We start from the raw sequence: 21,230 nt of genomic DNA on the forward strand, positions 1-21,230 counted from the left end.
CCGACGGCCCCCGGCGGGGGAACCGACGCCGACCGGCAGGGGCCGCAGGGCGGATCACCGGGCAGCGGCGTGTAACGCTTCGGGGCGGTGCGGCCAAGTAGAGGTGTAAGGCACCACACGCCGCCCTGCCCCAAGGAGTCATCCGTGCCAGCGGAGCATTCGACAGCACCACCCGTGCGTGACCCCGCCGGGTTCGCCGCCTTCTACGAGCAGCAGTTCGACGCAGTGCTCGGCTTCGTCACCCGGCGCGTCGACAGCCCGCACCTCGCCGCCGACCTCACGGCCGACATCTTCCTGGCCGCCCTGGAGAACGCGCACACCTACGACGCCCGTCGCGGCGCACCCGTCGCCTGGCTGTACGGCATAGCCCGCAACGTCATCTCCGCGCACTTCCGGGGCAGCACCCGCGAGTCGCACGCGGTCGCCCGGATCACCGGCCGGCGACTCCTGGACGACGAGGACATCAGCGCCATCGAGGGCCGGATCGACGCCGCCCGCGCCGCCCGCCGGATGGCGGCCGCACACGCGGCACTGTCCGACCCCCTGCGCGAGGTGCTGGACCTCGTCGTCCTGGACGGGCTGACCACGCGCGAGGCGGCACGGGCCCTGGGGATCACCTCGGCCTCCGCCCGGGTCAGGCTGCACCGCGCCCGCAAGGCGCTGCGAGCCACCGGACAGATCCGTACCGACCGACGCGAAGCCGTTCTGGAGGCCACCCAGTGAACGCACCCCTGCACTTCAAGCAGCAGCTCGCGGCCGAACTCGACGCCCGCGCCACCACTCTGGCCGCCTCGGCCGGCCGGCCCGCCCGGGTCCGCGCCGTCCGCCGTCGGCCGGTCCTCGCCCTGGGCGCCGTCGCGGCCGCCGTCGCCGCGGCCGTCGCCGTTCCCCTGGCCGGCGGGAGCGCCGGCGGCGAGGTCCCCGGCGGCCCGTCGGCCCGGCCGGCTCCGCACCGCACCGGGAGCGCCGGCCTCGACATCGTCACCGCCGACTACGTGGTGAAGACCCTTCCCGGCGACACGATCGCCGTCGAGGTGATGAGCCCCAGGGGCATCCCGGGACTGCAGGCCGCCCTGCGGGAGGCGGGCATCCCCGCGGTGGTGACGACCTTCTCCGCCTCGTGCCGCGCCACGGTGCTCTACGACCCGCGCGCCGACTCCACGAAGGTGTTCCCCCGGGACGGCGCGGGCGCCGCGACCGACGGGCGCCTCTCGCTGATCAGGCCGGATGCCGTTCCGGAGGGGGACCACCTGCTGTTCGTGGCGACGACGGGGCGCCACGGGCGGATCGGCACGCTGCAGATGTCGGTGGTGCGCGAGGTCCCCGCGTGCGTCCCGGAGTCCGACAACGGCATCGGTGCGGGCTACGTGGCCCCGGGCACCCGACCGTAGTCCCGTCCCCCTGCGCCCCGGGCCGAAGCGTCACGGCCGGGGCGGAGGCGGGGCCCTCTCCCGGGACACGGCACGGGGGAGGGAGGAGGAGAGCGGCACGGGCCGAGGTGGGGCTCGCCAGGGATACGGCACGGGCGGACGGGGCTACGGCCCGGGGGCGAGGTGGGGCCTCCTCCCGGGACATGCCGCCGGGGCGAACGCCGGTCCTAGTCCGCCGGAGGCACCGGAGCCACCCCGGGCCCGATGTGGACCGCCTCGGCCGCCCAGTCGATCCGGTCCGCCTCGGTCCCGGCCGGCACCGTGTCGAAGGTCGTCGACAGCCACTGGCGGAGCGCCGTGCCGTCGACGTCGACCATCACCGGGACGCCCGTACCGCCGAGGCGGATCCGCAGCAGGCCGGCGCGGCCGCCGGACCGCAGCGGCCACAACTGCACGTCGCCCTCCCCGCAGGAGGCCCGGGTCCCGGTGTGGAGCAGCTCGCGGGAGAGCGTCCAGTCGACCGGGCGGCCGATCTCCCCGAAGGAGGCGCGGACCGCCCACGGATCGTCGGGATCGTAGGAGAACGTCACGTCGATCGGGAACTCCAGGTCGGCGTAGACCCGTCGCCCCGTCGTCCGCCAGGGGCCGGCCGGGGCCGCCGCCGTGTGCCCGGCGCGGTCGCCGCGTCGCCGCGCTTCCGACATGTCCGTTCTCCCTTCGACACCTGCACTCGTCTGCTCTGCGCGTAACCGCTGTCGCCCGACCTATGCGTGCCGGCGCGCACCTGGCGGAATCCGTGCGGCGGGGTGCGGACCCCTGCGTCCGGACCCCGCGTCCGGACCCCTCCGTCCCGCTCCCGGACGCCCGGTCGTCCGACGCGCCCTCCGCCTGGCGGTCCCGGGCGGCGAGCCGGCCGACGGCGAAGGGGGCCCCGCCGTACGGCAGTTCGACGTGGCCCGATGGCCCTGGGGTCTCACGCTCTCGGCGCGCCTCGTCCGCCCGCGAGGGGAGGACGACGCGCGACCGACGCCCCAAGGGAGCCCGAACGCCGTGCCGACGAGCCGGCCGATCCGGTCACTTCTCGTGATCGTCATCCCGTCAACGGGGCTCCCCGCCGGGCGCGCCGGAGTCCCGCACGAGCAGCGCCACCGGCCGCTCCTCGAACAGCTCCGCAAGCTTCACCGGCGTGTCCGGCCCACCCGTGAACTCCCGGATGCCGTCCAGGGCGTCGAGCCAGCGGCCCGCCGGCAGCGCGAGCGAGGTGTCCTGCCAGCCGCCGGCCTCCGCGAGCCGCAGCGAGAGCCGGGTGACGGCCGTCAGGACCCGGTCCGCGCGGCCGAAGGCCAGGCAGTGCGGGGCCGCCGGGCCGGTCGCGGACAGCGGGGCGTACGTGCCCGCGGGGCCGAAGCACTCCGGGTGGGCGCGGCGCAGCCGCAGGGCCGCGCGGACCAGGGCCGTCTTGTCGTCGTCCGCGCCGATCGCGAACGGCGCCCGGTTGTCCGGGTCGACCAGGGCCCGGTACTCCCGCTCGGTGCCCTGGTAGAGCTCGGGCACGCCCGGCATCGTCAACTGGACGAGCGCGGCGCCGAGGACCTGCGCCCGGATGTGGGGCTCCAGGGCGAACGCGGCCTCCGAGGCGTTGCGCAGCGGGATCCGGCCCGGTCCGGCCGCCACGAACTCCGCCACGGCCCGCTCGTACCCGGCGTCCGGCTCCGTCCAGCTGGTGTGCAGCCCCGCCTCCCGCACGGACTTGAGGATCGCGGGCCCGAGCCGCGCCGCGTCCGGGCTGCCGAAGCCGAACGCCGTCTGCCAGGCCGTCCACGCCAGGTGCGGATCGGGCGCGGGCACCCCGGAGACCTCCTCCAGGAGCTCCGCCCAGCGCTGCGGGCACTGCGCGAGGACCGCGATCCCGGCCCGTACGTCCGCGCTGCGCTTGGTGTCGTGGGTGGTGAGCACGGTCCCGGTGGACGGCCAGTCGCGGGCGAGCCGCGCGCAGTAGGCGTGGAACTCGTCGGGGGTGGTCGCGGGGCGGCCCGGGTCGCCGCCCACCTCGTTCGCCGAGAGCAGCGGGGTGTAGCGGTAGAAGGCCGTGTCCTCCACGGACTTGGCCCGCAGCGCCGACGAGGTCTGGGCGAAGCGGGCCCGGAACGCCCGGTGCTCCGGACCGTCCCCGCACCCGCCGAGGGCCAGGTCGCGGACCGTGTCCACCGCCGCCGCCTCCTCCGGCACCGCGAACGCGGCCTTCGCCCCGCGCGCCGCCTCCGGGGTGAGGACCAGCTCGCCGCCGGTGCGGTACGGCCGGTACACCGGCACCCGGACGAGGAGTTCGCGGATCGCGGTGTGCAGCGCCCAGGGGGCGTGGTCGCGCAGCCGTGGGTCCGCGGTGCAGATCCGGTCGGCGATGCGGGTCAACGCGGCCGTCTCGGCGGCCAGCTCGTGCGTCACCACCTTGTACGCGGCCCGGCGTGCGGTCGCCTCCCAGTAGCCGCCGCGGTCCCCGGCCCGGCCGACGAACCCGCGGTAGACGTCAGCGAGTTCGTCGGCGCCCACCGGGTCGGTGAAGACCCCGTCCACGTGGCGCAGGGCGTCGTAGCCGGTGGTGCCGGCCACCGGCCAGGACGGGGGCAGGGGCTCGGCGCCGGTGAGGATCTTCTCCACCACCGTCCAGCACCGCCCGCCGGTGGCCTCCTCCAGGCGCTCCAGATATCCCTCCGGGTCGGCGAGCCCGTCCGGATGGTCGATCCGCAGCCCCGCCACCACCCCGTCCGCGACCAGCTCCAGGACCTTCTCGTGGGTCGCGGCGAACACCTCCGGGTCCTCGACCCGCACCCCGATGAGGTCGGAGATGGTGAAGAACCGGCGGTAGTTGAGCTCGGTGCGGGCCAGCCGCCACCAGCCGAGCCGGTACCACTGGGCGTCGAGCAGCTCGTCCAGCGGCAGGTCCCCGGTGCCCTCGCGCAGCGGGAACTCCTGTCCGTCGAGGGTGAGGACCCCGTCGGCGACCCGCATCCGCTCGCGCACCTCGGACAGCCGGGCCGGCAGCACCGGCAGCAGCATCCGCCCGTCCCCCGCCGCCCAGTCGATGTCGAACCAGCGGGCGTACGGCGATTCCGGGCCCTCGCGCAGCACGGCGCGCAGGGCTTGGTTGTGCCGGGGCGAGGCCGCCATGTGGTTGGGCACCAGGTCGAGGACCAGGCCGAGGCCGTGCGCCCGGGCCGTGGCGGCGAGCGCCCGCAGTCCGCTCTCGCCGCCCAGCTCGGCCCGTACGGAGCGGTGGTCGGTCACGTCGTAGCCGTGCGAGGAGCCGGGCACCGCCTCCAGGACCGGGGACAGGTGGAGGTGCGAGATCCCGAGCTCCGCGAGATGCGGCACGGCCTGCTCGGCCGCGGCGAACGGGAACTCCGGGCCGAGTTGGAGCCGGTAGGTGGCGGTGGGCAGCGCCCGTTCCGAGGAGGACGTCATGCGAACGTACGTACCCCGCTCGGAGGCGTCTGTGTCATCGCCCTCCGCGTCCGTTCGTGTGGCGCGCGTTACGCGGGGGTGCGGCCCGGGGCCGACCTGGGCGGCAGCGGGCCGAGGATCACCCGTACGAGTGCCGCCGAACGGACGTGCCCGTCCGGGGCGTCCGTCTGCCGGTGCCGGGCGGACCCGGCGCGGGGCCTCCCCTCGTGCCGCCGCCGCATGGCCGGAAGATGTCGGCGCCGGTCTCGGCGGCGGGTGCCGGGCCGCCCGCGACCCGGCACCGGGTCGCGCGCAGCCCGGCTGCCGGCACCGGTGCGCCCGGCCGCGGTCCGCCGCGGCCCGGGCGGGCGCCGGCGGAGGCAGCCGCGCCGGGCGAGCCCGCCGGCAGCGCGCGGCCGCCCGCCGCCGGGCCGCTCAGGCCGGGCGGCGCAGCACCGTCAGCGTGAGCGGGGCGAGGGTCACGCGCTCGCCCGCGTCCACCTCCGGGCCGTGCTCCGGTGGCATGCCCTCCGGGTGGGAGGTGTCCACGACCACCTTCCAGCACTCGCCGTGGCTGTCGGGCACCTCGAACTCCAGCTCCTCCGACGAGGCGTTGAACATCAGGAGGAAGGAGTCGTCGGCGATCCGCTCGCCCTGCGGGCCGGGTTCGGAGATCGCGTTGCCGTTGAGGAAGACCGTCAGCGCCCCCGCGTGGGCCGCCTGCCAGTCGCGGGCGGTCATCTCCTCGCCCTGGGGCGTGAACCAGGCGATGTCGGTGAGCTCGTCGTGGGTGCCCTCCACCGGCCGCCCGTGGAAGAAGCGGCGCCGCCGGAACACCGGGTGTTCGCGGCGCAGTCGCACCATCGCCCGGGTGAACTCCAGGAGCGTCGCCTCCGGTGCGCTGCCGGACTTCGGCCAGCGCACCCACGCGACCTCGTTGTCCTGGCAGTAGGCGTTGTTGTTGCCTCCCTGGGTGCGCCCGAACTCGTCGCCGTGGGCCAGCATGGGCACCCCCTGCGACAGCATCAGCGTGGCCAGGAAGTTGCGCATCTGGCGGGCCCTCAGTTCGAGGATCCCGATGTCGTCCGTGTCGCCCTCGGCTCCGCAGTTCCACGAACGGTTGTAGCTCTCGCCGTCCCGGTTGCCCTCGCCGTTGGCCTCGTTGTGCTTGTCGTTGTACGAGACGAGGTCGTGCAGCGTGAACCCGTCGTGGCAGGTCACGAAGTTGACCGAGGCGAGCGGGCGGCGCCCGTCGTCCTGGTAGAGGTCCGAGGACCCGGTGAGCCGGGAGGCGAACTCCGCGAGCGTGCGCGGCTCGCCGCGCCACAGGTCGCGGACGCAGTCCCGGTACTTGCCGTTCCACTCGGCCCACTGGGGCGGGAAGTTGCCCACCTGGTAGCCGCCCTCGCCCAGGTCCCACGGCTCGGCGATCAGTTTGACCTGGCTGACCACGGGGTCCTGCTGCACCAGGTCGAAGAACGAGGACAGCCGGTCCACCTCGTGGAACTGGCGGGCCAGGGTGGCCGCCAGGTCGAAGCGGAAGCCGTCGACGTGCATCTCGGTGACCCAGTAGCGCAGGCTGTCCATGATCATCTGGAGCACGTGCGGGGACCGCATGAGCAGCGAGTTCCCGGTGCCCGTGGTGTCCGTGTAGTAGCGGGGGTCCTCGGCGAGCCGGTAGTACGAGGGGTTGTCCAGGCCGCGGAAGGAGAGCGTCGGGCCCAGGTGGTTGCCCTCGGCGGTGTGGTTGTAGACCACGTCGAGGATCACCTCGATGCCGGCCTGGTGCAGGGCCCGTACGGCGGACTTGAACTCCAGGACCTGCTGTCCGCGGTCGCCCCAGGAGGCGTAGGCGTTGTGCGGGGCGAAGAAGCCGATGGTGTTGTAGCCCCAGTAGTTGGAGAGCCCCGCGTCGGACAGCCGGTGGTCGTTCACGAACTGATGGACCGGCATCAACTCCAGTGCGGTGACGCCCAGTTCCTTCAGGTGGCCGATGACGGCCGGGTGCGCGAGTCCCGCGTAGGTGCCGCGCAGCTCCTCCGGGAGGTCCGGGTGGAGCATGGTCAGGCCCTTCACGTGGGCCTCGTAGATCACCGTGTGGTGGTACTCGGTGCGCGGGCGCCGGTCGTCGCCCCAGTCGAAGTACGGGTTGACCACGACGGAGGTCATCGTGTGCGGTGCCGAGTCGAGGTCGTTGCGCGAGTCCGGCCGTCCGAAGTGGTAGCCGTACACCGCCTCTCCCCACGTCACCCGGCCCGAGATCGCACGTGCGTACGGATCGAGGAGCAGCTTGGCGGGATTGCACCGCTGCCCGTGCTCCGGCGCGTACGGGCCGTGCACCCGGAAGCCGTAGCGCTGGCCGGGCATCACACCCGGCAGATAGGCATGCCGCACGAACGCGTCGGTCTCGCGGAGCTCCACCGCCGTCTCCGAGCCGTCGTCATGGAGCAGACACAGCTCGATCCTGTGGGCGGCCTCCGAGAAGACCGCGAAGTTGGTACCGGCGCCGTCATAGGTGGCGCCCAGGGGATACGCCTGTCCCGGCCAGACCTGCATAGGCGAAACTCTTCCACTTCTGATCCGGGGGTAAGGGGGGTTCTTCGGCCAGATCCTGCCCGAAACAGGCGCAACCTCCTAGGACTTCGACCCGTCCTACCGGGTGACCACTCATCTCAATAGGGGGAAAATTGAAGAACTGGGGGGAAATATGTACGAAATAGTGCGGCGTCACCTGGGGAAGGTGGTGGCGGGCACGGCCATGGCGATCACCGGAACCGCCGTCGCGGTCGCGGTCGCCCTGCCCGGGAACGCCGGGGCCGACGAGGTGCCTCGCGGCGCCGCCGCCACCGGCGGCACGGCCCCCGGGAGCCCGGGCGCGCCGCGCACGGAGGGACCCGAGCCCGGCCCCGCGACCCTCGCCTCCGCACAGCCCGAGGGCGCGAAGGGCATCGGCACCGACCCGCTCACCGACGACGAGCTGAAGCGGGCGGAGGCCCTGGCCCTGACCCCGCCGGGAGCCGCCGCACAGAGGAACGCCGAAGGCGGTCGCGGTCCCCAGCGCCTCGGCACCGAGCTCGCCGACCCGCTCCCCGGCGACCGGGCGGACGGCCCGCGCCGCGCCCTCGTCCGCCTCTACGACTACCGGCGCGACGAGCTCGTCACCCGCACGGTCAACCTCGGCACCGGCCGGATCGAGCAGTCCGGCGTGCAGCGCGGGGTGCAGCCCTCCGCCCACCCCGAGGAACTGCGCGCGGCCCTGGAGCTCATCCTGGCGAGCCCGCTCGGCAAGGGCGTCAAGGAGGACTACCAGGACGCCACCGGCAAGGAGCTCACCTCCACCCGGCAGCTCTGGTTCAACGGCGACGTCTACCGCACCTACCGCGAGGCGGACGTCCCCGCGCAGCTGCGGAAGTGCGGCGAGCACCGGTGCCTCCGGCTCGTCACCAAGATCCTCAACGGCTCCTGGATCGACACCCGCAACCTGATCGTCGACCTCAGCGCCAGGAGCGTCACCCGCGTCGGCTGACCACCGGCCCGGTCCCACCCCGCACGTCCGTACCGAGGGAGTACGTTCGCCATGACCTCTCCGCGACTTCGGCATGCCCGCACCGCGGGCACCGTCCTCGCCGCCGGCGCCCTGTTCGGCACCGTCGCCACCACGAGCGGCGCCACGCCCGTCAGCGCCGCCCCCGCCGCACCTGCCGCGCCCGCGCCCGCCGACTGCTCCGCCGCGTACCGCATCGAGCAGAAGCTCGACGGCGGCACCGTGTGGCGCATGTGCTGGCGCTACTCCACCGACTCCGGGCTGGTCCTGGACAAGGTGACCTACCAGCCGCCGGGGGAGCCCGCCCCCATCCGGGTCCTCAACAGCGCCAAGCTGGCCCAGATCCACGTCCCGTACGACGACGGCAACGCCGAGTACGACGACCTCACCGGCGCCGGCTTCGGCTGGGGCCTGCAGAACCTCAAGCCGGGGGAGTGCCCCGGCGGCACCATCACCTCCGTGAAGGTGCCCGACGTGGGGCAGGTCAAGGGCCTGTGCACCACCACCCGCGCCCGCGGCCACGCCTACCGCATGGCCAACGACGAGGGCACCAAGGTCTGGCAGGCCCAGGGCAAGGACCTGCTCGTCTACAGCGTCAACAAGGTCGGCTGGTACGAGTACATCACCGAGTGGCGCTTCTCCTCCGACGGCGCCATCGCCGCCAACGTCGGCGCCACCGGCAGCCTGTCGCCCGGCGACTACAACGCCACCGACGGACGCGGCTGGCCCATCGGCAAGGGCGCCCGCGACTACGCGACCAGCCACGCCCACAACGTCTTCTGGAAGCTGGACTTCGGCCTCGACGGCAGCGACAAGGGCCGCGTCGAGCAGTACGACTCCACGGTCACCCCGCCGGCCCGCGACGGCAGCCCGACCGTGACGACCAAGCGCACCCCGGTCACCAAGGAGCTCGCCGGGGACGCCAGGAACATGCGCTGGTGGCGGGTGGTGAGCGCGACCGGCAAGAACAAGGACGGCCACGCCCGTTCGTACGAGATCGTGCCCGGCCACACCAACACCTACGCGGGCCGCGGCTTCACCCGGCACGACGTCTACTTCACCCAGGCCCGGGCCTGCGAGCAGTTCGCCAGCAACAACATCCTCGACTGCGGGCGCAACGCCCCCGACAGCGTGGACAAGTGGGTCAACGGGGAGACGCTGACCAACCCGGCCGTGTGGGTCAACATCGGGTTCCACCACGTCGCCCGGGACGAGGACCAGCAGCCGATGCCCGTGCACTGGCAGGGCTTCCAGCTCGCGCCCCGGGACGTAACCGCTATGAATCCGCTCACTCCGGCCGATCTCGCCGGCCAGAACGGCAAGCCCGCCCAGGGGAGTTGAGCAACGGGCCGGTCGATCCTGCTGCACCGCCTCCCGCTCCCGGAGTACCCTTCCTTGATCGTTGCCGATCATTGTCAGATTTGTCGGCTGGTCGTCCAGTCGGCCGGACCGGATGTCCGGGAGCAGAAGGCGGTGCGCGGGTGAGCTCGGGAGGTCTGGAGCTGCCCCCAGGCGAGGCGGGTCACGACGGGGGACCGGCCGAGCCCGCGGAGGGTCCGCCCGGCGCGGTCTCCGTGGCGCGGCCGGTGGAGATCGGCGCCGAGCTGGAGTGGGGCGCGGAGGCGTGGAGCGAGGTGCGCACCCGGGCCCAGCGGGCCGGCCGCGCCTACATCTGGCTGAATCTCGTCGAGCAGCGGCTGCGGGCCGTCGTCGCGGCGGTGCTGCGGCCGGTCTACGAGCCGGTGCACGGCGAGGACTGGGTCGTGGCGGCGGCCGGGCCGGCCGGACAGGAATGGGTCCAGCGGGCGGTGGCCGTCCGTGAGGTCTCGCGCCGCAAGGGCTATCTCCTCGACCCGGCGGACGACAACGTCCTCAGCTTCCTCACGCTCCCGCAGCTCCGGGAGCTGGTGGTCCAGCACTGGCCCTGCTTCGAGCCCTACTTCGACGACCGGCGCGAGGTCGAACTGGCGCTGGACGAGCTGGAGGTGGCCCGCAACGTCGTCTCCCGCAACCGTGCGCTGTCGCTGACCGTGCTCGCCCAGTCCGAGCGGGCCTCCGCGCGGCTCCTGGACATCCTCGGCAGCGGGGCGGGGGTGCCCTCGGCCGAGCGGCTCCCGGTCGACGCCGTCGAGGACCTGGTCGGCGACCGGTACGCGGACGTCGTCTCGGTCCATCCCGACCGGGTCCGGCTCCAGCGGCAGCTGCCGGCCGAGGACCTGTTCGGCGGGGCCCGCCGCCTCGACGCCACCGGCATAGGCCTCAATCTGCTCGTGCAGAACTTCTCCGGGCGGCGCATGGTCCGGCTCGCCGAGTCCGGCTGCCGCACGAGGCTGCTCTTCCTCAACCCGGCCAGCAGCGCCGTCAAGCGGCGCGAGCGGGAACTGGGCCTGAAGAAGGGCGAGCTCAGCCGCTCGGTCGAGATGAACATCCTGCACATGCGCCGGGTGCGCTCCAAGCTCCGCGACCCCGGCGCCTTCCAGATCCACGTCTTCGACGAGACGCCGCGGTTCACCGCCTACCTGGTCGACGGCGACGGGCCGGACGGGGTCGGGGTCGTGCAGTCCTACCTCCGCAAGGCCCGCGGCATGGAGGCGCCGGTGCTGGTGCTGCGCGGGGGCGGACGGAACGTGGTGCGGGCCGGGCAGGGCTTCGACCGAGACGGTGAAACCGGACTTTTCGCCACATATAGGGAGGAGTTCGAGTCGGTGTGGCTCGACTCCCGGCCGGTCTCCTGACGCCCCCGGACCGGATTGTCAGTGCGCCGTGCGAGGGTGTCCCTCACCACGGGGGAGATCACGTAAGGAGGACCCGATGGCTTGGCATGGGGAACCGCTGGTCGGCTTCGACCTGGAGACGACCGGCACCGACCCGCTGGAGGCCCGCATCGTCACGGCCTCGATCGTCGGCGTCCACGGCGGCCGGGTGTTCCGGCAGCGCGACTGGCTCGCCGACCCGGGCATCCGCATCCCCGCCCAGGCGTCCGCGATCCACGGCATCAGCAACGAGCGCGCCGCCGCCGAGGGACGCCCGGTGCGCGAGGTGGCCGACGAGGTCGCCGAGACCCTGACCGGCTACTGGGCCCAGGGCGTCCCGGTCGTGGCGTACAACGCCTCGTTCGACCTCACCCTGCTCACCGCCGAACTGCGGCGGCACGGACTGCCCTCGCTGGACGAGCGGCTCGGCGGCAGGGGCATCGGCCCGGTCGTCGACCCGTACACCATCGACCGGGCCGTCGACCGCTACCGGCGGGGCAAGCGCACCCTGGAAGCCGTCTGCGCGGAGTACGGCGTGGAGCTCACCGCCGCCCACCAGGCGGCCGCCGACGCGCTCGCCGCCGTCCGCGTCGCGATCGCGATAGCCGAGCGGCACGCCTCGGTCGCGGCGCTCGACCCGGCGGCGCTGCACGAGCGCCAGATCGACTGGTACCGGGAGTGGGCCGAGGACTTCCAGTCCTTCCTGCGCCGCAAGGGCGAGGCGGACGCGGTCGTCGACCCGGTGTGGCCGGTGCGCTCCGCGGTGACCGTGGCTCCCTGAGCCGGTCAGCCGTTCTCCTTCAGGAAGGAGAGCAGCAACTCGTTCACCCTCTCCGGCTGGTCCAGCTGGAGCCAGTGACCGGCGTCCTCGACCCGCTCGTAGCGCCAGTGCCCGACGGCGCGCGCGGCCATGGCGGTCATCTGGCGCTCGGTGAGGAAGCGGTCGCCGGTGGACCAGACGCCCATCACCGGCATGGTGAACGCCGACGGCGTCGGGGGCACGCCCAGCTGGACCTCCATGGGCAGGGCGGCCCGGTAGATGCTCAGGGCCGCGGTGAGGGCGCCGGGCGCGCGCAACGGCTCCAGCACCTCGTCGAGGTCGGCGTGGCCGGTGAGCATCTGGCGCAGGTTCGCGAAGTCGTCGCGGGACAGCCACTCCTCGGCGAGCCCCTCGAACTGGAACATCGTCATGTGCCACATGCGCTGGCGCTCCAGCCAGCCGTCCGGCCCGAGGACCGCCGTGATGTCGCCCACCGACATCACCGTCAGGCTCGCCACCCGCTCGGCGGCGAACTGCGCGAGGCCCTGCGCCACCCCCGAGCCCCAGTCGTGGCCCACCACGTGGCAGCGGTCGACCTCGAGACGGGCGAGCAGCTCCAGCATGTCGCCGACGTGCTTCGCCGGGTGGTACGCCTGGACGCCGCCCTCCGGCCGGTCCGAGCCGCCGAAGCCGCGCAGCGTCGGGGTGAAGGTCCGGAAGCCGGCCGCGTTCAGAGCCGGGATCTGGTGGCGCCACAGCGCGTGCGAGTCCGGAAATCCGTGCAGCAGCAGCACGGCCGGCCCCTCACCGCTGACCTCGACGTCGAGCGTGACCTCCGACAGTTCCATCCGCATCCCCACACCCCGTTCATTACCGGCCGGTTCGCCAGGGCTCATGATGTCAGAAGGGGTACCAGCGCACCTCGGTATCGCCGTCCCGGAGCGAGGCCACCCGCCGTTCGAACTCGGCGCGCGCCTTCGGGTTCGCCGGCGCGTGCTGGGCCACCCAGGCACAGCTCGCCGTCTCCCGCGCCCCGCGCAGCACCGCGCAGCCCTCCCACTCCCGGACGTCCCAGCCGTAGGCCTCGGTGAAGGCGTCGTAGGCCGCCGGGTCGAGGCCGTACCGGTCCCGCGACAGCGCGAGCACCACGAGATCGTGCTCGCGCAGATCGGAGGAGAAGGTCTCCAGGTCCACCAGGACCGGCCCCTCGGGGCCGACGTGGACGTTGCGGGGGAGCGCGTCCCCGTGGATCGGTCCGGGCGTGAGGTGCGGCGTGAGCGCGGCCGCCGCCGGGGCGAAGGAGTCGCGGCGCTCGCGCAGGAAGGCGGCGTCGGCCGGGTCGATCGCGTCACCGGCGAGCCGCAGCCAGCGTTCCACCCCGCCGAGCAGTTCGCGGCGCGGCAGGGTGAGCCCGGCCGGCTCGGGCAGGGCGTGGATCCGGCGCAGCAGCGGGGCCAGGTCACGGGGTTCGGCGGGCCGCACGGCCTCGGGCAGCCGGTGCCACAGCGTGACCGGGTGCCCCTCGGCCACCAGCGGCTCGACCTCGGCGGCCCGGACGGCCGGGACACCGGCCGATGCCAGCCAGGCCGCGAGGGTCAGTTCGTGTGCGGCGCGCGGCAGCACATCGGGGTCGCGGCCGACCTTCACGACCAGGTCGCCGAGCGCGAAGACGGCGTTCTCGCCCAGCGCGAGCAGGCTCGCGTCGGCCGCCCGCAGTCCCGCGGCGGCCAGGATCTCCCGGGCCCGGGCCTCGTCCATCGTTCTCTCCCCACAGCAGGTGCGCACAGCGGATGCGATTCCGCCAAAGTCTCGCATCCGTGCAGGTCACCTTGACGAACCCGGTGGCCCTCAGGACGATGACCGGGTCCCAGGCAAGGTGGCACACCGCGCACAGGGGGAGCATTGGCGAGTGTGACGACCGCGCCCGGGCGGTCCGCGGAGCGCACCACCCCGGGCCGGGCCCCCGGCGGCCCCGGCCGCGACTTCGGCGCCTGGTTCCTGGTCCTGCCCGCGCTGCTGCCGATCCTGGTCCTCAGCGTCGGGCCCCTCCTCTACGGCATCGCGCTGGCCTTCACCGACGCCCAGTCCGGCCGCACCCAGGCCACCCGCTGGACCGGCACCCTCAACTTCCAGGACCTGTTGCACGACACCCTGTTCTGGGACTCCTTCCGCATCGGGCTGCTGTGGGCGGTCGGCGTCACCGTCCCGCAGTTCCTGCTCTCCCTCGGCCTCGCCCTGCTCCTGAACCAGCGGCTCCGGCTGCGCTGGCTCGCCCGGGCGCTCGCGATCCTCCCCTGGGCGATGCCCGAGGTCGTCGTCGGCATCATGTGGCGGCTGGTCTACAACCCCGACGCGGGCCTCCTCAACGAGACCCTCCACGACCTCGGCCTCGGCGACGGCAGGGCCTGGCTCAGCGGCCTGGGCACCGCCCTGCCCGCCGTGATCGTGGTCGGCGTCTGGGCGGGCATGCCGCAGACCACGGTCGCCCTGCTGGCCGGCGTGCAGAACACCCCGCGCGAACTCCACGAGGCCGCCGCCCTGGACGGCGCCGGCGCCTGGCGCCGCTTCCGCACCGTCACCTGGCCCGCGCTGCGCCCGGTCGCCCTCGCCGTCACCGCGCTCAACCTCATCTGGAACGTCAACTCCTTCGCCCTGGTCTACGTGCTGACCAACGGCGGACCGGGCGGCCGCACCCGGCTCCCCATGCTCTTCGCCTACGAGGAGGCCTTCCGCTACGGGCAGTTCGGTTACGCGGCCGCCATGGGCTGTGTGCTCGTCGCCGTCGTCTCCGTGCTGCTCGCCCTGTATCTCGTCGGTCGGCTCAAGGAGGAACAGTGAGGGAGAGCCGGTGAGCGCCTTCCGTACCAGCGGGTCCGCCCGCGCCGGCCAGTACGCGGCACTCCTCGCGTACCTGGCCTTCCTCGCCTTCCCGTTCCTGTGGCTGGTCTCGACCGCCTTCAAGCCCGCCCCGGAGCTCGGCTCGCTGCACCCCACCTGGATCCCGAGGGACCCCACCCTCGACAACTTCCGGCAGGCCTTCGACGAGCAGCCCCTGCTGAGAGCCGCCGGCAACAGCCTGCTGGCGGCGCTCGCCGCCGCCCTCGTCGCGGTCCTCGTCGCCACCCCCATGGCCTATGTCCTCGCCCGCCACCGCTCCCGGCTCACCGGCGCCGCGAGCGGCTGGGTCGTGGTCAGCCAGGCCTTCCCGTTCGTGCTCCTGATCATCCCGCTGTTCCTGGTCCTGAAGAACCTCCACCTCGTCAACAGCCTCGCGGGCCTGACGCTGGTGTACGTGGTGTGGTCGCTGCCCTTCGCGCTGTGGATGCTCACCGGCTACGTGCGGGCCGTCCCCGCCGAACTGGAGGAGGCCGCCGCCGTCGACGGAGCCGGGCGGCTGCGCACCCTCGTCTCGGTCACCGGCCCGCTGCTCGCCCCCGGCATCGTCGCCACCGCCCTCTTCGCCTTCGTCACCGCGTGGAACGAGTTCTTCTTCGCCCTGGTCCTCCTGAAGAGCCCGGAGAAACAGACGCTTCCCGTGGTCCTCACCCACTTCCTCGGCGCGGAGGGCGCCGCCGACCTCGGTCCGCTCGCCGCCGCGGCCTTCCTCGCTACCCTTCCCTCGCTCGTCGTCTTCGCGATCGTCCAGCGGCGGATCACCGGCGGCCTGCAGGCCGGGGCGGTGAAGTCATGAGGCGCGCCCGGCCCGGTCGCGCCGGTCGCCGAGCCCGGACCGGTCGCCTGCGGACCCTCGCCCCGCTCGCCGCCGCCCTCGTCCTGCTGCTCGGCGGCTGCACCGGCGGCGGCGCGCGCGACGCCGGCGACGGCGTGATCCGGCTCCGCTTCCAGTCGCTCGCCTGGCAGCAGGAGTCGGTCGACGCCAACAAGGAGCTCGTACGGGAGTGGAACGCGGCCCACCCGGACATCCAGGTCGACTACGTCCAGGGCAGCTGGGACTCCGTCCACGACCAGCTGCTCACCTCCTTCGAGGGCGGCGAGGCACCCGACATCGTCCACGACGCCTCCGACGACCTCGCGGACTTCGCCTACGGCGGGTACCTCGCCGACCTGCGTACGCTGCTGCCCGAACGGCTGCGCGCCGACATCCCCGCGCACAGCTGGAGCAGCACCACCTTCGGGGACGGGGTCTACGGCGTGCCGTTCCTCCAGGAACCGCGCGTGATCATGGCCGACCGGAGGATCCTCGCCGACGCCGGAGTCCGGATCCCGACCGCCGAACGCCCGTGGACCTGGCCGGAGTTCCGGCAGGTCGCCCGGGACCTGACGGCCCGGATGGGGGAGGGCCGGTACGCCGTCGCCTGGCCGCTCAAGGAGCCGGTCTCCGTCTCGCTCAACCTGGGCCTGTCGGCGGGCGGCCGGCTCTTCCACCGCGGCGCGGACGGCCGGACCACCCTCCGCTTCACCGACGCCGACGCGGTCGTCCCCGGCACCATCCGGGCCATGATCGACACCGACCGCAGCGCCTCCCGGGCCACCCTCGGCAGCGGCGGCTCCGACACGCTGCCCGGCTTCTTCGGCGGCAGGTACGCGATGGTCCCGCTGGGCTTCTCGTACCGTCAGCAGATCGTGCAGCAGGCACCCGAGGGCTTCGACTGGACCGTGCTGCCCGCCCCGGCCGGGGCGGGCGGGCCGGCGCAGGGGGTCAGCCCGCAGACCCTGTCCATCGCCGAGGACAGCCCGCACAAGCGGGAGGCCGCGCGGTTCCTCGACTTCTTCCTCCAGCCCCGCAACATGGTCCGGCTCGCCCTCGGCGACTGGATGCTGCCCACCTCCACGGCCGCCCTCGCCGACCCCGCCCTGCACACCCCGGCGTACGGCTGGGCCACCGGCGCGGCCGTGGCCCGGCACCTGCGCCCGGCCCCGGCCCAGTCGGTGCGCGGCTATCCGGAGTGGAAGGACAAGGTCGCCACGCCTGCGTTCCAGGAGTACTACAGCGGCGCCATCGGAACGGCGGAGCTGAGGCACCGGCTGGTGGTGGACGGCAACCGGGTCCTCGCCCGCTACCAACGGGACTGATCCTCCACGACGCTCCCCGGCCGACGGCGCCCCGATGCCGGGGGCGGCGAACTCGGCGACGCCATTGCGTCGTTCCCCGGCGACGGCTGCGCGAGGCACGGGCCCGCCCCCTCCAGCGATCCCGAAGTCGTCTGCAGGGCACGGGAGATAGCGGAAGGGATGATGATTGAAGGGGTAACCAAGCGTGCCGCTGACCTGATCGAGGCGGAGCCGGCGGAATCGGGACCGGGCAAACGTGCACGTGGGCGGGGCGAGTTGGGGTGACTCGCCCCTTTTCTTATTAAGAAACCTTGCTGAAAAAGTCATGACTCTGTGAAGGCCTTGATTTGCACTCGTCAATCGGTCAGGGTTTCGAACGGGTCGCCGGAAGGTTTTCTTCCAACGGCCCAACCCCCCACAAATCCTGACGAGGAGACCCCTCTTCATGGCAATACACAAGCGTGACCGCAAGCACGTCCGGATCATCGCCGTCGCCACCGCGATCGCCGCGGCGGCCGGAATCACCGTCCTCACCGGTCCGTTCGCCGGCGCGGCCCCCACGCCCGCCGAAGGAACGGTCTACGGACTCGGTGTCGAAGGCGCAGTCGCGGGCAGCTACGTCGTGCTGCTCGACGAGAAGGCGAACAAGGGCGACCTGGCGAAGGAGTACGGCGGCACCCTGCGTCGCAGCTACGACTCCAGCGTCAACGGCTTCTCCGTCAACGGCCTCACCGAGACCGAGGCCAAGCGCCTCGCCGCGGACCCGGCCGTCGCCAAGGTCGTCCAGAACCGCACGTTCTCCATCAGCGCCACCCAGGAGAACCCGCCCTCGTGGGGCCTGGACCGGGTCGACCAGGCCGACACGGCCGGCGACTCCAAGTACACCTATCCCGACGCCGCCGGCGAGGGCGTCACCGCGTACGTCATCGACACCGGCGTCCGCATCAGCCACAAGGACTTCGGCGGCCGCGCCGCGAACGGCTTCGACGCGGTCGACAACGACGACACCGCCCAGGACGGCAACGGCCACGGCACGCACGTGGCCGGCACCATCGCCGGCACCGAGCACGGCATCGCCAAGAAGGCCAAGATCGTCGCCGTTCGCGTCCTGGACGACGCCGGCTCCGGCACCACCGAGCAGGTCGTCGCCGGCATCGACTGGGTCACCAAGAACCACCAGGGCCCGTCCGTCGCCAACATGAGCCTCGGCGGGGGCGCCGACCCGGCCCTCGACGACGCCGTCAAGAAGGCCATCGCCTCCGGTGTCACCTTCGCCGTCGCCGCCGGCAACGAGTCGGCGGACGCCGGACAGGGCTCGCCGTCCCGGGTGCCCGAGGCGATCACCGTCGCCTCGTCCACGAAGGACGACCAGCAGTCCGACTTCTCCAACTTCGGCTCGGTCGTGGACCTCTACGCCCCGGGCTCGGAGATCACCTCGGCCTGGAACGACAGCGACACCGGGACCAAGACCATCTCCGGCACCTCGATGGCCACCCCGCACGTCGTGGGCGCCGCGGCCGTGTACCTCGCGGCCCACAAGGACGCCACCCCGGACCAGGTCGCCGAGGCGCTGACGTCGGGGGCCACCCCCGACAAGATCGGCAACGCCAGCCCCGGCACCGCCAACAAGCTCCTGAAGATCGTCGAGTAGCGACGGCGATCCCCTGATGCGGCGGCCGCCGTGCCCTCCCCCACGGGGCACGGCGGCCGCCCTATCGTGTGCCCATGACGACGAGCTATGCGCTGCTGCTGCGCGGGATCAATGTCGGCGGCCACCGCAAGGTCCCCATGGCACAGCTCCGTTCCCTCCTGGAGGAGCTCGGCCACCGGGACGTGAGGACCTACCTGCAGAGCGGCAACGCGGTCTTCACCACCGACGGCGACACCACCCCCGAGGAACTCACCGCGGCACTCGAAGGGGCGATCGAGGAGCGGTTCGGTTTCCACGTCGACTGCCTCGTCCTCGACCACGAGCGGCTCGCCGCCGTCGCCGAGAACTGCCCCTTCCCCGCCGCCGAGCTGGAGGGCAGGCAGCTGCACGCCTTCTACCTCTCCGGTCCCCCGGACGAGCAGCGCCTCGCCGGGCTCGACCGGGCGGCCTACCTGCCCGAGGACTTCGCGCTCGGCGATCGCGTGCTCTACCTCTACGCCCCCGAGGGACTGGGCCGCTCCAAGCTCGGCGAGGCCCTCTCCCGGCCCGCGCTCTTCAAGGGCCTCACGGTCACCGCGCGGAACTGGAACACCGTCGTCAAGCTCGTCGAGATGACCGGCCCCCACGCCTGAAGTGGCCCAGTGGAAGAGTGCGCGATTGGCCCGGAACGACGGGCCAAAGCAGAACTACGCTTCCCTCATGACGACGACCGTGGACTTCTCCTTCGACCCCGCCTGCCCCTTCGCCTGGATCACCTCCCGCTGGATCCTCGAAGTCGAGCGGCACCGCGACATCGATCTCCGCTTCCGGCTCATGAGCCTCCACCTCCACAACGAGGGCAACGACCTGCCCGACTGGTACCGCGCCCTCGTCGACGCCTCCATCGGCCCCGTCCGGGTCGCCGCCGCCGCGGCCGACAAGGCCGGCGAGGAGATCCTGCGCCCGCTCTACACCGCGTACGGCACCCGCATCCACGAGCGGAAGAACCAGGACTTCGACGCCGTGATCGCCGAGTCCCTCGCCGAACTCGGCCTCCCCGCCGAGCTCGCCGACGCGGCCCAGGACCCGGCCTACGACGAGGCCGTCCGCCGCCGGCACGACGCCGGCAAGGACCCCGAGGCCGGCGCCTACGTCGGCACGCCCACCCTCCACGTCGACGGCACCGCCTGGTTCGGGCCGGTCCTGCGCGCCGTCCCGCGCGGGGAGGAGGCCGCCGAACTCTTCGACGCCTTCCGCGTCCTCGCCCGTCACCCCGACTTCTTCGAGATGAAGCGCACCCGCACCGGCGGGCTCGACTTCAGCTAGGGCGTGTCAGGCTCGCGGAGTCCGCCGGTGCGGGGTGTCGCGAAACTTCAAGACCGGCCCACGGGGTGCTCCCTACCGTGGGTGGCATGAACGAGATCCACGCTCACCTCACCGCCTGCGCCGCCGAAGCCGCCCGCGTCAGCCGCGGGATCACCGCCGAGCAGCTCGCCGGGCCCACCGGCTGCACCGACTGGACCGTCCGCGAGCTGGCCAACCACCTGGTCCTCTACACCGCCCACGGCCTCGAACACCGCGCCCTGCGCACCGAGCTCCCCGACGAGACCGTCCGGCGCGACTTCACCGCGGACGCCGACTGGTCCGAACGGTACGCGGCCCAGCTGGACCGGGCGCTCGCCGCCTGGGCGAAGCCCGAGGCGTGGGAAGGGGACGTCGACCTCGGCGGCAGCGCCCTGCCCGCGCCCGAGATCGCCGCCATGCTCCTGGCAGAACTCGCCCTGCACGGCTGGGACCTGGCGCGCGCCACGGACCAGCAGTTCACCGTGCCCGAGGAGACCGGCCGGCATCTGCTCGGCGTCGTCGAGCGCTACGCCGAGATGTACCGCGAGTACCAGGGCTTCGCCGCCCCGGTCACCGTCCCCGCCGGGGCCGGCGCCTTCACGCGGGCCCTCGCTGCGAGCGGCCGGACGCCCTAACCCGCGACCGCCACCCGCTCCGGGGCCCGTACGGCCTGCTCGTAGCGCTCCACCAGCAGCCGGGCCAGTTCGGGGGACGGGCCGAGGACGTCCGCGAGGACGTCGGCCTCCGCCGCGCCGCCGGCGATGCGGTCCGGGAGGCGGCCCGGGGCGATCACGTACGGGGACACCGCCACGCGGCCGACCCCGGGCTCGGCGCGCAGGGCGCGGACCACGTCCTCCGTGCGGGGAAGGGATGCGGAGGCGAACGCAGGCCGCACGGAGCACCAACCGGTGCGCCGCAGCTCCCGCGCCGTTTCTGCGATCACTGCGATCGCCTCCGGGTCGGTGGAGCCCGCCGAGGCCAGGACGACCCCGGTCGTGCTCTTGTCGCCGGGCGTCAGCCCGGCCTCGTACAGGCGCCGCTCCACCGCCGCCAGGAGCAGCGGGGACGGGCCGAGGACCGCCGCCTGCCGCACCCGCAGCGAGGCGGGGGCCCGGCGCAGGACGGCGGGGACGTCCGCCTTGGCGTGGAAGGCGCGGGTGAGGAGCAGCGGCAGCGCCACGACCTCCCGCACCCCGTCCGCGGCGAGCCGGTCGAGCACGCCCGTGACGGACGGCAGGGTGAAGTCGAGGAACGCCGTCTCCACCCGCAGCCCCGGCCGCAGCAGCCCGGCCCTGCGCACGAGCGCCTGGACGGTCGCCGCGTGCCGCGGGTCGCGGCTGCCGTGGGCGATGACGAGAAGGGTGGGGGCACTCAT

The 21,230-nt window shown here is 73.3% G+C and carries 19 protein-coding genes; 13 read left to right on the forward strand and 6 right to left on the reverse strand.

The genetic code is table 11. From position 1 onward, the window contains the following. Nucleotides 1-144: 144 nt before the first annotated feature. Both ACGF1Z_RS30665 and ACGF1Z_RS30670 read left to right on the forward strand, forming a co-directional pair. Entirely contained in the window at nucleotides 145-723 is a 579-nt protein-coding gene (locus ACGF1Z_RS30665) for an RNA polymerase sigma factor (protein WP_393009286.1), read from the forward strand. After that, the gene (locus ACGF1Z_RS30670; protein ID WP_393009287.1) at nucleotides 720-1,391 is read left to right on the forward strand and encodes a hypothetical protein; all 672 of its coding nucleotides are present in this window, start codon (nucleotides 720-722) and stop codon (nucleotides 1,389-1,391) included. The genes ACGF1Z_RS30665 and ACGF1Z_RS30670 overlap by 4 nt, the downstream gene beginning before the upstream one ends. 206 nt (nucleotides 1,392-1,597) lie before the next feature. Here the strand turns inward: ACGF1Z_RS30670 and ACGF1Z_RS30675 are convergent, their stop codons facing one another. The 3 genes from ACGF1Z_RS30675 to glgX all read right to left on the reverse strand — a co-directional run bounded on the left by ACGF1Z_RS30675 (nucleotide 1,598) and on the right by glgX (nucleotide 7,367). Beyond that, a complete protein-coding gene (locus ACGF1Z_RS30675; protein WP_393009288.1) occupies nucleotides 1,598-2,074 on the reverse strand; it encodes an SsgA family sporulation/cell division regulator in 477 nt (158 codons plus the stop codon). 394 nt (nucleotides 2,075-2,468) lie between these two features. After that, nucleotides 2,469-4,832, reverse strand: coding sequence for a malto-oligosyltrehalose synthase (gene treY / locus ACGF1Z_RS30680; RefSeq protein ID WP_393009289.1), 2,364 nt, complete (start codon nucleotides 4,830-4,832; stop codon nucleotides 2,469-2,471). A gap of 414 nt (nucleotides 4,833-5,246) precedes the next feature. Further along, a complete protein-coding gene (gene glgX / locus ACGF1Z_RS30685; RefSeq protein ID WP_393009290.1) occupies nucleotides 5,247-7,367 on the reverse strand; it encodes a glycogen debranching protein GlgX in 2,121 nt (706 codons plus the stop codon). A gap of 151 nt (nucleotides 7,368-7,518) precedes the next feature. Between glgX and ACGF1Z_RS30690 the strand changes: the two genes are divergently transcribed. The 4 genes from ACGF1Z_RS30690 (at nucleotide 7,519) to ACGF1Z_RS30705 (ending at nucleotide 11,889) form a co-directional block, all read left to right on the forward strand. Beyond that, nucleotides 7,519-8,337 (forward strand): Tat pathway signal sequence domain protein, encoded by an 819-nt coding sequence (locus ACGF1Z_RS30690; protein WP_393009291.1) that lies wholly within the window; start codon nucleotides 7,519-7,521, stop codon nucleotides 8,335-8,337. Between the two features lie 51 nt (nucleotides 8,338-8,388). Then, the gene (locus tag ACGF1Z_RS30695; protein ID WP_393009292.1) at nucleotides 8,389-9,696 is read left to right on the forward strand and encodes a copper amine oxidase; all 1,308 of its coding nucleotides are present in this window, start codon (nucleotides 8,389-8,391) and stop codon (nucleotides 9,694-9,696) included. 140 nt (nucleotides 9,697-9,836) lie between these two features. After that, nucleotides 9,837-11,090, forward strand: a complete 1,254-nt coding sequence (locus ACGF1Z_RS30700; protein ID WP_393009293.1) for an SAV2148 family HEPN domain-containing protein — start codon at nucleotides 9,837-9,839, stop codon at nucleotides 11,088-11,090. 76 nt (nucleotides 11,091-11,166) lie between these two features. After that, nucleotides 11,167-11,889 (forward strand): 3'-5' exonuclease, encoded by a 723-nt coding sequence (locus tag ACGF1Z_RS30705; RefSeq protein ID WP_393009294.1) that lies wholly within the window; start codon nucleotides 11,167-11,169, stop codon nucleotides 11,887-11,889. Nucleotides 11,890-11,894: 5 nt separating this feature from the next. Here the strand turns inward: ACGF1Z_RS30705 and ACGF1Z_RS30710 are convergent, their stop codons facing one another. Further along, complete coding sequence (locus ACGF1Z_RS30710) at nucleotides 11,895-12,716, reverse strand: alpha/beta fold hydrolase (RefSeq protein ID WP_393009295.1); 822 nt, start codon at nucleotides 12,714-12,716, stop codon at nucleotides 11,895-11,897. A 52-nt stretch (nucleotides 12,717-12,768) separates the two neighbouring features. Next, nucleotides 12,769-13,626 carry a phosphotransferase enzyme family protein gene (locus ACGF1Z_RS30715; protein WP_393009296.1) on the reverse strand — a complete coding sequence of 286 codons (858 nt, stop codon included), beginning with the start codon at nucleotides 13,624-13,626 and terminating at the stop codon, nucleotides 12,769-12,771. 153 nt (nucleotides 13,627-13,779) lie between these two features. Here ACGF1Z_RS30715 and ACGF1Z_RS30720 point away from each other — a divergent pair, with 153 nt between their 5' ends. The 7 genes from ACGF1Z_RS30720 (at nucleotide 13,780) to ACGF1Z_RS30750 (ending at nucleotide 20,490) form a co-directional block, all read left to right on the forward strand. Further along, nucleotides 13,780-14,706, forward strand: a complete 927-nt coding sequence (locus ACGF1Z_RS30720; protein ID WP_393009297.1) for a carbohydrate ABC transporter permease — start codon at nucleotides 13,780-13,782, stop codon at nucleotides 14,704-14,706. Nucleotides 14,707-14,716: 10 nt separating this feature from the next. After that, nucleotides 14,717-15,559 (forward strand): carbohydrate ABC transporter permease, encoded by an 843-nt coding sequence (locus tag ACGF1Z_RS30725; protein WP_393009298.1) that lies wholly within the window; start codon nucleotides 14,717-14,719, stop codon nucleotides 15,557-15,559. After that, entirely contained in the window at nucleotides 15,556-16,902 is a 1,347-nt protein-coding gene (locus ACGF1Z_RS30730; RefSeq protein WP_393009299.1) for an ABC transporter substrate-binding protein, read from the forward strand. Before ACGF1Z_RS30725 ends, ACGF1Z_RS30730 begins: the two co-directional genes overlap by 4 nt. A 424-nt stretch (nucleotides 16,903-17,326) precedes the next feature. Then, nucleotides 17,327-18,532: a S8 family serine peptidase gene (locus tag ACGF1Z_RS30735; protein ID WP_393009300.1), complete on the forward strand. Its 1,206-nt coding sequence runs from the start codon at nucleotides 17,327-17,329 to the stop codon at nucleotides 18,530-18,532. 74 nt (nucleotides 18,533-18,606) lie between these two features. Then, a complete protein-coding gene (locus ACGF1Z_RS30740) occupies nucleotides 18,607-19,164 on the forward strand; it encodes a DUF1697 domain-containing protein (protein ID WP_393009301.1) in 558 nt (185 codons plus the stop codon). Nucleotides 19,165-19,231: 67 nt separating this feature from the next. Beyond that, complete coding sequence (locus tag ACGF1Z_RS30745) at nucleotides 19,232-19,837, forward strand: DsbA family protein (protein ID WP_393009302.1); 606 nt, start codon at nucleotides 19,232-19,234, stop codon at nucleotides 19,835-19,837. An 86-nt stretch (nucleotides 19,838-19,923) separates the two neighbouring features. Continuing rightward, complete coding sequence (locus tag ACGF1Z_RS30750) at nucleotides 19,924-20,490, forward strand: TIGR03086 family metal-binding protein (RefSeq protein WP_393009303.1); 567 nt, start codon at nucleotides 19,924-19,926, stop codon at nucleotides 20,488-20,490. Here ACGF1Z_RS30750 and ACGF1Z_RS30755 read toward each other — a convergent pair. Next, nucleotides 20,487-21,230 carry a sirohydrochlorin chelatase gene (locus tag ACGF1Z_RS30755; protein WP_393009304.1) on the reverse strand — a complete coding sequence of 248 codons (744 nt, stop codon included), beginning with the start codon at nucleotides 21,228-21,230 and terminating at the stop codon, nucleotides 20,487-20,489. The genes ACGF1Z_RS30750 and ACGF1Z_RS30755 overlap by 4 nt on opposite strands.

The organism is Streptomyces sp. NPDC048018 (genome assembly GCF_043202995.1).
Classification (GTDB): Bacteria; Actinomycetota; Actinomycetes; order Streptomycetales; family Streptomycetaceae; genus Streptomyces.

What these genes read in the sequence shown, in the direction of transcription:
- ACGF1Z_RS30675 (WP_393009288.1), bottom strand. Translation starts at nt 2,074, where the DNA reads ATGTCGGAAGCGCGGCGACGCGGCGACCGCGCCGGGCACACGGCGGCG.
- treY (WP_393009289.1), bottom strand. Translation starts at nt 4,832, where the DNA reads ATGACGTCCTCCTCGGAACGGGCGCTGCCCACCGCCACCTACCGGCTC.
- glgX (WP_393009290.1), bottom strand. Translation starts at nt 7,367, where the DNA reads ATGCAGGTCTGGCCGGGACAGGCGTATCCCCTGGGCGCCACCTATGAC.
- ACGF1Z_RS30690 (WP_393009291.1), top strand. Translation starts at nt 7,519, where the DNA reads ATGTACGAAATAGTGCGGCGTCACCTGGGGAAGGTGGTGGCGGGCACG.
- ACGF1Z_RS30695 (WP_393009292.1), top strand. Translation starts at nt 8,389, where the DNA reads ATGACCTCTCCGCGACTTCGGCATGCCCGCACCGCGGGCACCGTCCTC.
- ACGF1Z_RS30705 (WP_393009294.1), top strand. Translation starts at nt 11,167, where the DNA reads ATGGCTTGGCATGGGGAACCGCTGGTCGGCTTCGACCTGGAGACGACC.
- ACGF1Z_RS30710 (WP_393009295.1), bottom strand. Translation starts at nt 12,716, where the DNA reads ATGGAACTGTCGGAGGTCACGCTCGACGTCGAGGTCAGCGGTGAGGGG.
- ACGF1Z_RS30715 (WP_393009296.1), bottom strand. Translation starts at nt 13,626, where the DNA reads ATGGACGAGGCCCGGGCCCGGGAGATCCTGGCCGCCGCGGGACTGCGG.
- ACGF1Z_RS30730 (WP_393009299.1), top strand. Translation starts at nt 15,556, where the DNA reads ATGAGGCGCGCCCGGCCCGGTCGCGCCGGTCGCCGAGCCCGGACCGGT.
- ACGF1Z_RS30735 (WP_393009300.1), top strand. Translation starts at nt 17,327, where the DNA reads ATGGCAATACACAAGCGTGACCGCAAGCACGTCCGGATCATCGCCGTC.
- ACGF1Z_RS30740 (WP_393009301.1), top strand. Translation starts at nt 18,607, where the DNA reads ATGACGACGAGCTATGCGCTGCTGCTGCGCGGGATCAATGTCGGCGGC.
- ACGF1Z_RS30745 (WP_393009302.1), top strand. Translation starts at nt 19,232, where the DNA reads ATGACGACGACCGTGGACTTCTCCTTCGACCCCGCCTGCCCCTTCGCC.
- ACGF1Z_RS30750 (WP_393009303.1), top strand. Translation starts at nt 19,924, where the DNA reads ATGAACGAGATCCACGCTCACCTCACCGCCTGCGCCGCCGAAGCCGCC.
- ACGF1Z_RS30755 (WP_393009304.1), bottom strand. Translation starts at nt 21,230, where the DNA reads ATGAGTGCCCCCACCCTTCTCGTCATCGCCCACGGCAGCCGCGACCCG.